Origin of the sequence: Aeromonas sp. R10-1, from assembly GCF_040908465.1 — a bacterium.
In the GTDB taxonomy this organism is placed as follows: domain Bacteria; phylum Pseudomonadota; class Gammaproteobacteria; order Enterobacterales; family Aeromonadaceae; genus Aeromonas; species Aeromonas caviae.
The window spans coordinates 109,723-124,373 of the sequence record NZ_JBFODT010000027.1; the positions used below are offsets into that span (position 1 = coordinate 109,723).

Below are 14,651 nucleotides of genomic sequence, written 5' to 3' on the forward strand. Positions count from 1 at the left end.
CCCATGAGCGCCCCGCCCATCGCATGGGCGGGGCAAGGAGTCCTTACATGAATCTGGACATCATCAGCAGCAACAAGAGCTTTGGCGGCTGGCACAAGCAGTATCGCCACCGCTCCAATGTGCTGGGGTGCGAGATGCGCTTCGCCATCTACCTGCCGCCCCAGGCCCTCACCGGCCAGAAAGTCCCGGTGCTCTACTGGCTCTCCGGTCTCACCTGCACCGACGAGAACTTCATGCAAAAAGCCGGGGCCCAGCGCATCGCCGCCGAGCTCGGCATCGCTCTGGTGGCGCCGGACACCAGCCCCCGCGGTGAAGGGGTGGCGGACGATCCCGGCTATGACCTCGGCATGGGGGCGGGTTTCTACGTCAACGCGACCCAGACCCCCTGGCGGGATCACTACCAGATGTACGATTACGTCACCCGGGAGCTGCCCGAGCTCATCGAGACCCACTTCCCGGTCTCGACGAAGCGCGCCATCAGCGGCCACTCCATGGGAGGCCACGGCGCCCTCATCGCCGCCCTGCGCGAGCCGGGTCGCTACCGCTCGGTGTCCGCCTTCAGCCCCATCAGCCACCCGAGCCGCTGCCCCTGGGGCCAGAAGGCCCTCGGCGCCTACCTCGGCAACAACCCCCTGCTGTGGCAGGAGTGGGATGCCTGCCAGCTGCTGCGACACCACGACAGCCCGCCCCTGCCGACCCTGGTGGACGTGGGGCTGGACGACCCCTTCCTGGCGGAGCAGCTCGGCATCGACACCCTGGCCGAAGTGGCCGCCACCCGGGCGTGGCCCCTGACGCTCAACCGCCATGCCGGCTACGACCACAGCTATTACTTCGTGGCGAGCTTCATCGAGGCACACCTGCGCTTTCACGCCAACCACCTGGGCGAACCGGCCTGAGGCTGACCCGCTCGTGGCCGCCCCGTCAGCGGGCGGCCATTCACCCGGAAACAGGAGACAAGGATGCCTCTCTTCACCACATTGCTGGCCATGCCGGACCAGTTCGAGCGGCTGCTGGCACAGGTCCCCACCGGCCATCTGGACTGGGAACCCGCCAACTGGGCCGGGATCCCCTCCGAGCGTTTCAGTGCCAGGGGGCACCTCTGCCACCTGCTGGACATCGAGGTGCTGGGCTATCAGGTGCGGTTTCGTCGCACCCTGGCGGAGAGCCTGCCGGAGCTCGCCTCCCTCGATGGCTATCAGCTGGCGCTGGACCATGATTACCCCCGACAGGATACCGCCACGCAGCTCGACCGCTTTCGCACCGCCCGCCTGCAGACCGTCGAATGGCTGAAGAAGGTGCCGTCCGACGCCTGGCAGCGCCGCGCCCGCTATGGCGGCTATGGGGAGGTGACCCTGGACGGTCTGGTGCGCCTGCTCGTCAGCCATGACCACCAGCACCTCGCCGGCATGCAGTGGCTGCTGATGCGCCTGAACGCCGATCTGGGCCTCGCACTCCCCCTCGAGTGAGGCACCGCCCCACAGTGTCACATCCTGCAAAAAAGGCCCCAAGGGGCCTTTTTCATTGTTGCGGTGATGGGATCAGCTCCCCAACCGGCTCACCTGGCCCGAGCCCGCGATCTCGCTGGTCAGCGCTGGGCTGCCCCAGTAGTTGACCGCACCGGCACCGGCGATCTCTATCTTGAGCCGAGACTGGGCCCGCACCTCGACCTCGCCACTGCCGGCGATGCTCACCTCGACCTCCTCGCTGGCGAGCCCGGCCCCCTTGACGCCACCGGCGCCGGCGATGTTCAGCTCCATCACCCGGGCGGAGCCCTGCCCCAGATCCAGGTTGCCCAGCCCGGCGATGTTGCCCTCCAGCCGATCCAGCGTCAGCCCGCTGGCGACGATGTCCCCCGTGCCCGCCAGGGAGAGCACCAGATCATCCCCCTTGAAGTCGCGCAAGGCGCCGTTGCCAACTCCCGCCAGTGCCAACTCGTGCAGCGTCGGCAGGGTGATGGTGATCTCCAGCGGCTGGGTGGGGTCGAGCCGGTAGCCATCCTTGACCTCGATTTCCAGCTTCTCCCCCTTCTCGGTGAGCACCAGATAGGGCAGCAGATTGGCCTCCCCCTTGACCCTGAGGGTGTGGCTCTCTCCCGCCACCAGGTACAGGTTGGCGGGCACGCCCGCCAGCACCCGGGTCACCTCCCGCCCCAGGGGATGCTGCTGCTCCACCACGGCCCCCTCCCCGCGCACCTTGACGTCATCCTGCCAGCTGCATCCGGTCAGTCCCAGGGCCAGCACCACTCCCAGCATCCATTTCATCCCGCTACTCCTCGTTTCCTCTTTGCCGCACGGCGCGGCAGGTGAGTGGCAATCAGCAAACCCTGTGCCATATGGCTAACATCATGATTTATCTATCCATTTCAATATTTCGAGGCTCGAAGGGTCCATAACAAAGAGTCATTCAGACCACAATCTGGTCAATCTGACCACACCCGAAGGGGGGTGTTGACCCATTTTTTTGGTTGCCGCCCCGGTTCGTTGAGCCAATAGTGATACCTGGTGCGTATAGAGCACTCCATCGCTGCTTCACCCGCCAGAATCAACAAGGAGTCAGAGCGTGACCCAAGCCAGCCACTCATTCGTCCATCCGGGCCTGCCTGCCCCCACCCGCACCCCGCTGCTGACCGGCGACGATCCCGACCACAAGCGCCGCGAGCTGCTCGCCTACTTCTGCCAGACCTTCGATCTCTACGACTCGCTGTTCGACTGCCTGGCCGACGAGCGGGCCTGGTTCAACAAGGCGATCCCCCTGCGCCACCCGCTCATCTTCTACTACGGCCATACCGCCGCCTTCTTCGTCAACAAGCTGCTGGCGGCCCGTCTCATCGAGAGTCGGCTCGACCCACGCATCGAGGCCCTGGTCGCCATCGGGGTGGACGAGATGAGCTGGGACGATCTGGACGAAACCCACTACGACTGGCCCACGGTGGCCGAACTGCGTGACTACCGCGGCCGGGTGCGCGCCCTGGTGTGTGAGTTCATCGAGCGGATGCCGATCGAGCTGCCCATCCATTGGCAGAGCCCGGCCTGGGTCATCCTGATGGGCATAGAGCACGAGCGCATCCACCTCGAGACCTCCAGCGCGCTGATCCGCCAGCTGCCCCTGGCCTGGGTGCGCAGCCAGCCCCAGTGGCCGGTCTGCCCCGAGGCGCGCCACGATCTCGCCGCCGTCCCCGTCAACACCCTGCTGCCGGTGGCCGGCGGCCAGGTGCGACTCGGCAAGCAGGATGCCACCTACGGCTGGGACAACGAATACGGCGAGCGCCACATCGAGCTGGCCCCCTTCCAGGCCAGCCGCATGCTGGTGAGCAACGCCGAGTACCTGGCCTTCGTGCAGGCGGGCGGATATGAAGCGCCCGCCTGGTGGGATGACGAGGGCCGCGGCTGGCGCCAGTATGCCAACGCCCGCATGCCTACCTTCTGGGTCGGCGATCCCAATGAACCCGAGCAGTTGCAACTGCGGCTGATGACCGAGCAGGTCCCCATGCCCTGGGACTGGCCGGTGGAGGTGAACCAGCTGGAGGCCGCCGCCTTCTGCCGCTGGAAGGCGGATCAGACCGGCCTGCCCGTCCAGCTGCCAAGCGAGGGGGAGTGGATGCTGCTGCGGGAGCAACTGGTCGGCGATCAGCCGGACTGGATGGAGGCCCCCGGCAACATCAACCTGGCCCGCTTCGCCTCCTCCTGCCCGGTGGATGCCTGCCCCCAGGGCAGCTTCTTCGATCTGGTGGGCAACGTCTGGCAGTGGACCAGCACCGCCATCGACGGCTTCGAGGGGTTCAAGGTGCACCCCCTCTACGACGACTTCTCCACCCCCACCTTCGACGGCAAGCACACCCTCATCAAGGGCGGGAGCTGGATCAGCACCGGCAACGAGGCACTCAAATCCTCCCGCTATGCCTTCCGTCGCCACTTCTTCCAGCACGCGGGCTTCCGCTACCTGGTCTCACGCCATCAGGAGCCCGTCATCGTGAACCCTTATGAAACCGACACCCTGGTCGCCCAGTATCTCGACTTCCAGTACGGTCCGAACCACTTCGGGGTCGCCAACTACGCCGAGGCTCTGGCCGCTCTTGCCAGCGAGCTCTGCGGCCGCCATGAGCGGGCGCTGGATATCGGCTGCGCCACCGGCCGCGCCAGCTTCGAACTGGCTCGCCGCTTCGCCCACGTGGACGGGGTGGACTACTCGGCCCGCTTCATCGACGTGGCCCTGACCCTGGCAAGACAGGACAGCTTCCGCTACGCGGTGCCGGTGGAAGGAGATCTGGTGGAGTATTGCGAGGCGCGCCTCTCCCGCCACGAGCTCGGTCGCGAGCAGAGCGAGCGGGTCCACTTCAGCCAGGGGGATGCCTGCAACCTCAAGCCCAAGTACGGCGACTACGACCTGGTGCTCGCCTCCAACCTGATCGACCGGCTGCGGGAACCTGCCCGCTTCCTGCGGGACATTGCTCCGCGCCTTCGCAGCGGCGGCCTGCTGGTGCTCACCAGCCCCTACACCTGGCTGACCGACTACACCCCCAAGGCCAACTGGCTCGGCGGCATCCGGGAAAACGGCGAGGCCCTCGGCACCTATCAGGCGCTGCAACGGCTGCTGGCGGAGGAGTTCGAGGAGCACATGCCCCCGAGGGACGTCCCCTTCGTCATCCGCGAGACCGCCCGCAAGTACCAGCACACGGTGGCCCAGCTCACCGTCTGGCGCAAACGCTGACGACGCGGCAAACGAAAGAGGGAGGCCCACTGGCCTCCCTCTTTTTTTATCCGGACCGCTTACCCCTCCTGTACCTGGGGCAGTGCCTCCTGCTCGCGGTAGCGGCGGGCCAGAACGGCGCACACCATCAGCTGGATCTGGTGGAAGATCATCAGGGGCAGCACCATGACACCGACGCTGGCGGCGGGGAACATGACGTTGGCCATGGGCACCCCGTTGGCCAGGCTCTTCTTGGAGCCGCAGAAGACGATGGTGATCTCGTCCGCCTTGTCGAAACCGAGGCGACGGCTGATCCAGACGTTCCACCCCAGCACCAGCGCCAGCAAGACGCAGCTCAGCAGCACGATGCTGGCGAGATCATACCAACCGACCTGGTGCCAGATCCCCTGTACCACCGCCTCGCTGAAGGCCACATAGACCACCAGCAGGATGGAGCTCTGGTCCAGCTTGCCGATGAGCGGCCGGTGGCTGTCAACCCAGCCACCGATGAGGGGGCGTGACAGGTGGCCCACCACGAACGGCAACATCAGCTGCACCATGATGGCCTGAATGGAGTGCCAGGTATCGACCCCCTCCCCCTGCACATTGATCATCAGCCCCACCAACACCGGCGAGAGGAAGATGCCGAGGATGCTGGAGGCCGAGGCGCTGCACACCGCCGCCGACACATTGCCCCCCGCCATGGAGGTGAAGGCGATGGCCGACTGCACGGTGGCGGGCAGGGCGCACAGATACAAGAAGCCGAGATAGATGGCCGGGCTCAGCCACTGGGGCACCAGCGGCGTGAGCAAGAGCCCCAGCAGCGGGAAGAGCAGGAAGGTGCTCGCCATCACCACCAGGTGCAGCCGCCAGTGGCCGAGGCCCGCCATCAGGTTCTGGCGCGACAGCTTGGCACCGTGCATGAAGAAGAGCAGCGCCACCGCCAGCTTGGTCAGCAGACCGAACCAGACGGCCACCTGCCCCTCGCAGGGGAAGAAGGAGGCCAGGGCCACCACGGCAATCAGCACAGAGGTAAAAGGATCCAGACGCACGGAGAGTCTCCAGAGAAAGCGCGTCCCGCACGGGATGGGGACGACAGGGCACGGGGAAGGCGTCATCAGGCGGCGACCCCGGATACGAAGGGACAAGCTTACCCCGAACACCCTGTGGTGCAAAGTTGAGCGGCAGCTTCATTTGTTTCATTTTGTTAAACGATAACGCACATTCTCACAGCAAAACTAAACGGGTTTGCCCCTCCGGCCCCGGATCCGGCCAATAAAAAACGGGCGACCAAGGCCGCCCGTCTCCTGTGTGCCACATGCCGGTCAGCGCTGGCTGGCCAGGGGGCCGCTGCCCGCTTTCTTCTCGTTGCCACCTGACTTGCGGGCCTGACGCTTCTCGAAGCGGGAGATCCACCAGTAGGCCAGCGCCGAGAAGACCGCGGTCATGAAGACGTTGATGAAGAAGGCGCGCACCAGATCCACCCCGGCCGGGAAGGCGGAGGCGCTCATGCTCACCACGAAGATGGCGATCAGCACCGACACCACCCCCATCCCGAAGGTGCGCGACCCCATGCGGAACTCGCGGGGGGTGTCGTCATGTTTCCAGCGGAACACGAAGTAGGCCACCATGATGAAGATCGGCGGCAACATGGCGGTACCGGCGGTGAGGTTGATGGCGGTGTTCATCATCTGCTGCACCGACTCGGAGCCGAAGCCGTTGACCACCAGCATCGCGAACACGAAGACAAACTGCCACCAGGCGGCACGCACCGGCACGCCGTGCTCGTTGAGCTGGGTGGTCTTCTCGCCGTAAACCCCCTGCGGGATCTCGGAGAAGTGGATCTTCACCGGCGCCGAGGTCCACATCATCATGGAGCCGAACATGGCGATAAACAGCACCACGCCGACGAAGCGGCCCACCAGCGCTTCCGACAGCTGGAAGTACTGGGCCATGCCGGTGAAGATCTCCACCATGCCGCCGGCGTAGGTGAGGCTCTCGCGCGGCACGAACACGTTCACCAGCAGGGAACCGAGGGCATACATGGCACCGATGACGATACCGGCGCTTATGATCACCTTGATGAAGGACTTCTGACCCCCCTTCACGTCATTGAGGTAGGCCGCCGCCGTCTCGGCACCGCCCGCCGCCTGGAAGATCCAGCACATGATACCGAGCGTCGCCCAGTTGACGGTGGGAGTCATCGCCTCCAGGGTGATGGGCTGGGCCGGCACATGATCGCCACTCAGGGCCATCAGGGCGCCCAGTACATAGATGGCGAACAGGGCAAATACCCCGTAGGCCACGATCTCGGCAATCTTTCCCAGCCAGCTTGCCCCCTTGGTAGAGATATGGGTCGCCGCCGCAAACAGCACGATGGAGATGACTGAGGTGACCATGGGCGAGAAGCTGTACTCATAGCCCAGCATGGCGTAGGAGGCGTAGGCGATGACGTTGGGCAACAGGGAGACGAACCAGAACAGGTTCACGAACCAGTAGAGAAACGAGCCCAGATAGGCCATCCGGGTGCCGAGCGGTTTTTTCAGCCAGTCGTACATCCCCGACTCGGAGTTTTTATTGGCCGAGACGAACTCGGCGATGATGAAGACGAACGGGATGAAGTAGACGATGGTCGCCAGCAGGAAGATGGGGGCGGAGCTGAGCCCCAGCTCGATGTTGTTGTTGACGATGTTGCGCACGTTGAACACGGCGGCAAAGGTCATCGACAACAAGGCAAACTTGCCTATGGTGCCGCGTACGGATTCAGACATGGTGTCCTCCAGTGGACTTGCGCTCCTTGCGGGTAACGCTGTGACTCTGTGATGTGTTCGGCAAGGGTCTGTCGGCCCCGCGCGTTACGCTCTTGTTATGATCGGGCCGCGAGGACGGCCTCGTTGGTGAACCGGTGCCGTCTCCCGCACCGGCTCGCAATACCAGTCAGACGATCGGGGTGCCCGGCGCCATCGGCACCCGCGGCTGCAGCAGCACGCTCTGGCTCTCGTCCGGGGTCTCGGCGCAGAGCAACATGCACTCGGATCGCTCGCCGCGCATCTTGGTCGGTTTGAGATTGGTCAGCACCACCACCTGGCTGCCCATCAGCTCCTCTTCGCTGTAGTAGGGCACCAGACTGGTGACGGTCTGCAGCGGCCGCTCGCCGCCCACGTCGATCTGGACGATGTAGAGTTTGTCGGCCCCGGGGTGACGCACCACCTCCAGCACCTTGCCCACCTTCATCTCGACCCGTTTGAATTCGGCAAACTCGATCGTCTCGCTCATGCTCTTTTCCTTTTCTGGTTCAACGGTTTGCGGGTGGCCAACGGCCACCCGGTTTGATGGGGTCATGACGGCTGGATGACGACCTGCGCCGTTGGCTCGGCCTCTTTCGCGCGCGCCTCGGCGCTGAGGGAGGCCTCGTATCGGTTGTATTTCCACCAGGCGAAGCCGAGGAAGATCACGATCCCGCCGACGTTGTAGAAGATGATGGTCATGATGTCGGCGCCGGTCGGGAAGGTGGAGGCGAGGAAGCCCACCGAGAAGAGGACGATCAGCACCGAGACCACGGCGATGCCGGTGGTGCGTGAGCCCATCTTGAACTCCCGCGGCAAGTGGTCGAGCTTCAGCCGCAGATTGAGGTAGGCCAGCATGATGAACAGCGGCGGCAGCATGGAGGCGGCGGCGGTCATGTTGATGACAGTGTTCATCAGATCCTGCGCGGTGTTGGAGCCCAGGGTCGGGATCACCATCAGCGGCAGCACGATGAGGTACTGGATCCAGGCGGCGCGAGCGGGCACGCCGTTCTCGTTCAGCTCGACCGTCTTCTTGCCGAAGATGCCGGCCGGGATTTCGGAGAAGAAGATCTTCACCGGGGTCGCCGTCCACATCAGCAGGGAGCCAAACATGGCGGTGAAGGAGACCAGACCCACGAAGCGGTTCATCAGGATCTCAGGCAAACCGAAGTAGGCTGCCAGCCCCTCGAACACCTGCACAGAGCCGCCGGTGTATTTCAGGGTGTCGCTGTGGACGAACACGTTGATCAAAAGCGATGCAATGGAGTAGAGCACGCCGATAAAGATCCCGGCGACGATGATCACCTTCACAAAGGACTTGGAGCCACCTTTCACGTCATTGACGTAGACCGCCACTGACTCGGCGCCACCGGCTGCCATAAAGATCCAGGTGGTGATGCCGAGGAAGGCCCAGCTGAAATCGGGAACCATGGCCTCTACCGTGATGGGGTCGGCTGGCTGTACGCCGCCCACCAGTGCCGCACCTGCCAACAGAATGTAGGAGAGGGTCAGCAGCAACATCAGGGACGAGGTCACCGAAGTGATGGGGCCGAGCATCTTGGCGCCGTTGGTGGAGACGTAGGTGGCAAAGGCAAACAGCACCATGCTCAATGCCGTGGTCGCCACCGGGGTGAGAATGTACTCATAGCCGAGGAAGGCATAGGAGGCGTAGGCGATAACCCGCGGCAGCAAGGAGGTGAAGAAGAAGAGGTTCACGAACCAGTAGGTGTAGGCGGAGATAAAGGCCCAGCGACCGCCGAGGGAGCTCTTCACCCAGGCATAGACGCCTGCTTCGGAGTTTTTGTTCAGTGACACGAACTCCGCAATGATCAGGCAAAACGGAATGAAGTAAAAAATAGTGGCCAGAAAGAACATCGGGGCCGAGGCCAGACCGATCTCGATGTTGTTGTTGATGACATTGTTGAAGCTGAATACCGCCGCGAAGGTGAGCGACAGCAGACCAAACTTGCCTATCGTATTGCGTTTGGAATCAGACATAGTGCATCTCCAGACCTGTAGTTATCTCGCGAAAGGGCGGGGCATGATTTGTAGGGTGAGCCCCGCCCTTCCGGCTTTTGTCAGTGCAGAACCAGCGGCTTGTTATTTGTTTTTGAAGTAGCCGCCTTCGACGGTGACCTTGATGATCACCTTGCGCACCGGCCCGTCGCCGACGAAACGGTAGGCCTCGTCGTTCTCGAAGATCACCACCTGACCGTTGCCGACTTTCTGGCGCGCACGCACCTCGCCAGCCAGCCACTCGCGGTCTGTGGTGTCGTCATAGGCCTGCTCGACCTGCAACTCCGACTTGGCAGCCCACTCGACCGTCTCTGCCCCTTCCAGGTAGTAGTGGACGTCGAAGTAGCGGCGCTGCCCCTCGAACAGGGAGGTGGCCGGACTGGCCCCCTCCTGCAAGCGGTAGGTGAGGGAGTCACCGATGGAGTGGCAGATGCCGGGCTTGAGGTTCGGCAGGTTGTCTATGGCCTCCACGCAGCGGCCCCACTTCTTGCCCTCCCGGTAGATGTTTTTGAACAGGGTCAGGTTGTCCAGGGTGATCATGCGAGGTTCCTCCCGCCGTTGATGGTGAGATCGAGCCCGGCCAGCGCAGCCGGATTGAGGTTGCCACGGGCGATAGGTAGCAGGGTCAGGCCGAAGCTGAATGGCTCGAAACGCACTCGCCAGGAGTCCAGCACCTCGGAACCCCAAGAGTTGGAGCCCAGCCCCAGCACCTTGTGATCCAGATTGAGGGTGAGATAACCGCAGGGCTCCAGCTCGTTGATGTGCTGCGCCGCGTGGATATGATCCCAGCTGTAGGGCCAGACGCTCAGATTGATGGGGGCATCGGGCCGCACGTAGAGACCGGCGCCGTGACGGTTGGTCAGGGTCGCCCAGCGCACCTGCTGGCGGTTGCCGTTGTCCTGCGGGAAGGGGTAGTGCTCCCACATCTCGCCGACTGTGCTCTGGAAGCTGTCGATCCAGTTGCTCTGGCGGCTGTCCTGATAGTTTTCGCCCGGCCCCATGCCGTAGTAGTGCACCCGGTCGAGATCCTGACGAATGCCCAGCTCGAAGCCGATCTTGGGGATGATGTCGTCATAACCGCCATAGGGCTGACCGGATAGGGCCACGTGCAGTTGGCCGTTCGGGCTCAGGGTGTAGACGTAGCGGCAGCGCATGCCGAAGTCGAACACCGGCGGTGCGATCAGACTCTCGACCGTCACCTCGACTGCCTCGCCCAGCTGACGCCAGCTTAAGCCACGGAAGTGCTCCTGCATGATCTGCAGGTGGTTCGGGTGCCACAAGCTCTCGTACTCCTGCTTGTGGTTGTCGATCATCGGCTTGAAGAAGGTGAGGCGCGGCGAGCGCTCGATGAGCTCGATACCGTCCTGCTGCCAGCTCACCAGCTTGCCGTCGAGGCGCGAGAAGCGCAGGGCAAAGCCGCTGCCGCTCAGGGTCAGCGCGAGGCGCTCATCGGCAATCTGCAGCGCAGTGGCGTTGGGATTGGCAAAGGGCTGCAGCTGGCGAGTCGATGCCTTCAGCTGGAACTGGTACTGGCCCAGCTCGTGCTCCGCCGCGCTGTAATGGGTGGCGGTGGCCTTGATGACCCGCAGCTGGACGAAAGTCTCCCGCCCATCTAGGGATGGCAGTTCGAGTTGCAGATCTGTGGTGGCACCGGGGGCAATCCCTTCCAACCGGATTTGCTGGCTGGCCAGCAGCTCGCCCTCAGCCTTCACTTCGACCAGCAGGCGGATATCGTCGAGAGTGGAGAACCAGTAGCGGTTTTCCACTTCCAGCTTGCCGCTCGCCAGATCCAGCTCGCGCACCTTGACCGGGCAGATCACCTGCTTGTACTCGCGCAGGCCAGGCCCCGGGGTTTGATCCGGATAGATGAGGCCATCCATGCAGAAGTTGTAGTTGTTGGGGTAGTCGCCGTAGTCGCCGCCGTACTTGTAAACGGGGCGGCCCTGCTCGTCCTGATCCAGAATGCCGTGATCGCACCACTCCCAGATGTAGTGGCCCTGAATGTGGGGATGACGGTCGAACACCTGCTGGTATTCGCTCAGGCCACCCGGGCCATTGCCCATGGCGTGGGCGTATTCGCAGAGGATGCGCGGCTTCGCCATCGGGAACTCGCCAAAGCAGTTCATCTGGGAGACGCGGGAATACATGGTGCTCACCACATCCACCACCTCGGCATCGCGATCCTCTTCGTAATGCACCAGCCGGGTCGGGTCGATCGCCTTGCAGCGCTGGTACATGGCTCTGATGTTGCAGCCGTAGCCGGACTCGTTGCCGAGCGACCAGATGATGATGGAGGGGTGGTTCTTCTGGGCGTGCACATGGCGCTCGATCCTGTCCACGAACACCGGCTCCCAGAAGGAGTCGTCGGTGATGCGGCTGAGATCGCCGACGTTGGCAAAGCCGTGGGTCTCCACGTCGGTCTCCGCCATCACGAACAGACCGTACTGGTCGCACAGCTCGTAGAAACGCGGGTCGTTCGGGTAGTGGGCGGTGCGCACCGAGTTGAGGTTGTGCTGCTTCATCAACACGATATCGCGCTCAACACGGTCCATGCCGACCGCACGGCTCTTGAGGTGGTCGTTGTCGTGACGGTTCACCCCGTGCAACTTGAGGTAGTGGCCATTGACGTAGAAGAGGCCATCCTTGACGGTGATTTCACGCACCCCGACCCGCTGCGGGATCACCTCCAGCAACTCCCCTCGATCGTCATAGAGGGAGAGTTGCAGCTGATAGAGGTAAGGGTCTTCGGCATTCCACAGATGGGGGTTGGCCAGATCCAGCGTGAAGCGGCAATCACACTTGCCATCGATGGCGAGATGGTCGAGGGAGCCGCTGGCGATCTCGCTGCCCTGATCCAGCAGGGACCAGACCAGACGGTGATCACGGGCTGGCGCTCCCAGATTCTCCAGCTGGATATCGCAGCTCAGGGTGGCGCTCTGGCTGTCATCCGCCAGCGCGGTCTGGATGAAGAAGTCCTGCACATGGACCGCCGGTTTGCCCACCAGGTAGACGTCGCGGAAAATCCCCGCCATCCACCACATGTCCTGATCTTCGATGTAGGTGGAGTCCGCCCACTGCATCACTCGCACCGACAGCAGGTTTTCGCCAACCTTGGCGTAGGCACTGATATCGAACTCGGCGGTGAGGCGGCTCCCCTTGCTGAAGCCGACATAGTGGCCGTTCACATAGACCTCGAAGTAGGTCTCCACCCCGTCGAACTTGATGATCACCTGCTCGCCTTCCCAGGCCGGGCTCAGCGTGAAGCTGCGCTGATAGGCGCCGGTGGGGTTGTTGGTCGGCACGAAGGGCACGTCTATGGGGAAGGGAAAACCTTCGTCGGTGTACTGCAACTGACCATGTCCTTCCATCTGCCACATGTTGGGCACGGTGATCTGGCCCCACTCGCTCATGGGGCTGTGATAGAAGGCCTCCGGCACCTGCAGGGGGTGGTCGAAGTAGTGGAACTGCCACTGACCGCCAAGGCTCAGAAAACGGCGGCTCAGCTCGCGCTGCATGGTGGCCGCCAGCGCGTGGTCGGCATAAGAGAAGAAGTAGGCACGCGGAGCCAGCCTGTTTTCACCAACGAATTGGACGTTTTCCCAGTTATTCACATGTCCTCCCGGAACAAGGCAACGTTAACTGGGTAAACTCTAGATAAATATTTACTAAATATCAGTTCTGAATAGGTAAAGTTTTAACCTGATCACAATGAACAGATGGTTTTGTGAGCGAGATCAGAAGCGGGAGATAAAGGAGACCAAGATATGAATGAGTGGCATGGATGTTGATAGCAGTTGGCTGAACTGTAATTAAATCAATTATAAAACAATATGATATGAAGTCGTTGGATAATATTGGAAAGAGGTTTGCTTGGGAGGGGTGTCGCACCACCGCAAGATGGTGCGACTAAAATGCAGGGTATTTTACTAAAATAAGCGCGTAGTGCCACGCAGGGTCAACTTGCTCGGTACCAGCACCCGAAGGGGAATATCACGCTCGTCACGTAGCCGTTCGACCAACAGATTGACTCCCTGGGAGCCCATCAACTCGGAGTGGATCCGCACCGTTGAGAGCGGCGGGAAGGTGAACTTGGCAGTCGGAATATCGTTGACGCTGATAAGCTCGATCTGCTGGGGAATCGCCAGTCCCTTCTCGTGGATGGCACGCAGCACACCGATGGCGATGGAGTCGGAGGCGACAAACAGCGCCCTGGGCCAGTCACCGGCCAGCATCTCCTTCGCCAGCTTGTAGCCGGAAGCACTGGAGAAGTCTCCGCGATAGAGGTCGCTCTCCTGCACCACGCCAAGCCGCTGGCCATAATCGCGAAAGGCGAGTTCCCGCAGATCCGGGCCATCATCCTGGCCACCGATATAGCCGATGCGCTGATGGCCCTCGGCGATGAAGAAGTCCACTACCTGCTGGCTGATGAGTGCCAAATCAACGTCAATCGAGTCAAAATCCCCCTGAGAGCGGCAATCCACGAACACCAGCTGGGCAGACAGGCCGCGCAGCACGGCCAGCCGTTCTTCCGGCAGATGGCCGATGACCAGGATGCCATCGACGGCAGAGAGCTCACGCCCCTCGGCACCGTTGTAACAGTGGGCCAGCTCGATGTTGAGGCGGGTACACTGGGTCTCGATGCCGTAGCGGATGGCGAGGTAATAGGGATCGTTGACCTCGGTGCTCTGGGGATAGGCGTAGACAGCCAGGAGCTGCAGCTTGCTCTTGTGCACCCCTTTGCGGGCGCTGCTGGTCTTGTACTCCAGCCGCTCGGCAATCTCGAAGATCTTCTGCCTGGTCTCGTCCTTGACGCTCAGGCTGGGATCCTCGTTCAGCACACGGGATACGGTAGCAAGCGATACCCCCGCCTCCTGTGCAATTTCCTTCAACGTAGCCATCAATACCTCGCAGGCAGCATCACGTGTTCATCGGGCAACGGCTAAAGAGTAACGAGCAATCCCTTGATAGCCCAGCATTTTTACTGAAATAGAAGCAGGGAATTGAGGCGGGAGGACAGAAATGCAAAAAGGCCTCCCGTATGGGAGGCCTCTTCTGAATAGGTGCCTGACAGTGTCCTACTCTCGCATGGCGAATGCCACACTACCATCGGCGCTACCGCGTTTCACTTCTGAGTTCGGCATGGGATCAGGTGGTTCCACGGCG

General features: G+C 62.4%; 11 protein-coding genes and 1 rRNA gene. 3 read left to right on the top strand and 9 right to left on the bottom strand.

The features are described from left to right. Positions 1 to 47 precede the first annotated feature (47 nt). Both fghA and AB5Y93_RS14450 read left to right on the top strand, forming a co-directional pair. Complete coding sequence (fghA, locus tag AB5Y93_RS14445) at positions 48 to 896, top strand: S-formylglutathione hydrolase (protein WP_039039543.1); 849 nt, start codon at positions 48 to 50, stop codon at positions 894 to 896. Between the two features lie 63 nt (positions 897 to 959). Next, on the top strand, positions 960 to 1,466 hold the full coding sequence (locus tag AB5Y93_RS14450) for a DinB family protein (protein ID WP_201872738.1): 507 nt from the start codon (positions 960 to 962) through the stop codon (positions 1,464 to 1,466). A 72-nt stretch (positions 1,467 to 1,538) separates the two neighbouring features. Here AB5Y93_RS14450 and AB5Y93_RS14455 read toward each other — a convergent pair whose 3' ends face one another. Beyond that, positions 1,539 to 2,261 (bottom strand): DUF2807 domain-containing protein, encoded by a 723-nt coding sequence (locus AB5Y93_RS14455; RefSeq protein WP_368229687.1) that lies wholly within the window; start codon positions 2,259 to 2,261, stop codon positions 1,539 to 1,541. Between the two features lie 298 nt (positions 2,262 to 2,559). Between AB5Y93_RS14455 and ovoA the strand changes: the two genes are divergently transcribed. Beyond that, entirely contained in the window at positions 2,560 to 4,707 is a 2,148-nt protein-coding gene (ovoA, locus tag AB5Y93_RS14460; protein ID WP_368229688.1) for a 5-histidylcysteine sulfoxide synthase, read from the top strand. Positions 4,708 to 4,766: 59 nt separating this feature from the next. On the opposite strand, the gene AB5Y93_RS14465 is transcribed toward ovoA, so the two are convergent. The 8 genes from AB5Y93_RS14465 to rrf all read right to left on the bottom strand — a co-directional run. Further along, the gene (locus AB5Y93_RS14465; protein WP_368229690.1) at positions 4,767 to 5,738 is read right to left on the bottom strand and encodes a bile acid:sodium symporter family protein; all 972 of its coding nucleotides are present in this window, start codon (positions 5,736 to 5,738) and stop codon (positions 4,767 to 4,769) included. Positions 5,739 to 6,011: 273 nt separating this feature from the next. After that, positions 6,012 to 7,457: an amino acid permease gene (locus AB5Y93_RS14470; RefSeq protein ID WP_319860270.1), complete on the bottom strand. Its 1,446-nt coding sequence runs from the start codon at positions 7,455 to 7,457 to the stop codon at positions 6,012 to 6,014. Between the two features lie 166 nt (positions 7,458 to 7,623). Beyond that, positions 7,624 to 7,962, bottom strand: coding sequence for a tRNA-binding protein (locus AB5Y93_RS14475; protein WP_076492726.1), 339 nt, complete (start codon positions 7,960 to 7,962; stop codon positions 7,624 to 7,626). A 62-nt stretch (positions 7,963 to 8,024) separates the two neighbouring features. Next, entirely contained in the window at positions 8,025 to 9,470 is a 1,446-nt protein-coding gene (locus tag AB5Y93_RS14480; RefSeq protein ID WP_368229692.1) for an amino acid permease, read from the bottom strand. 102 nt (positions 9,471 to 9,572) lie between these two features. Continuing rightward, positions 9,573 to 10,028 carry a beta-galactosidase subunit beta gene (locus AB5Y93_RS14485; RefSeq protein ID WP_368229694.1) on the bottom strand — a complete coding sequence of 152 codons (456 nt, stop codon included), beginning with the start codon at positions 10,026 to 10,028 and terminating at the stop codon, positions 9,573 to 9,575. Then, complete coding sequence (ebgA, locus tag AB5Y93_RS14490) at positions 10,025 to 13,099, bottom strand: beta-galactosidase subunit alpha (RefSeq protein ID WP_368229696.1); 3,075 nt, start codon at positions 13,097 to 13,099, stop codon at positions 10,025 to 10,027. Before ebgA ends, AB5Y93_RS14485 begins: the two co-directional genes overlap by 4 nt. 315 nt (positions 13,100 to 13,414) lie before the next feature. Continuing rightward, positions 13,415 to 14,386: a transcriptional regulator EbgR gene (gene ebgR / locus AB5Y93_RS14495; protein WP_368229697.1), complete on the bottom strand. Its 972-nt coding sequence runs from the start codon at positions 14,384 to 14,386 to the stop codon at positions 13,415 to 13,417. 164 nt (positions 14,387 to 14,550) lie between these two features. Continuing rightward, a 5S ribosomal RNA gene (gene rrf, locus AB5Y93_RS14500) occupies positions 14,551 to 14,651 on the bottom strand; the annotation flags it as partial.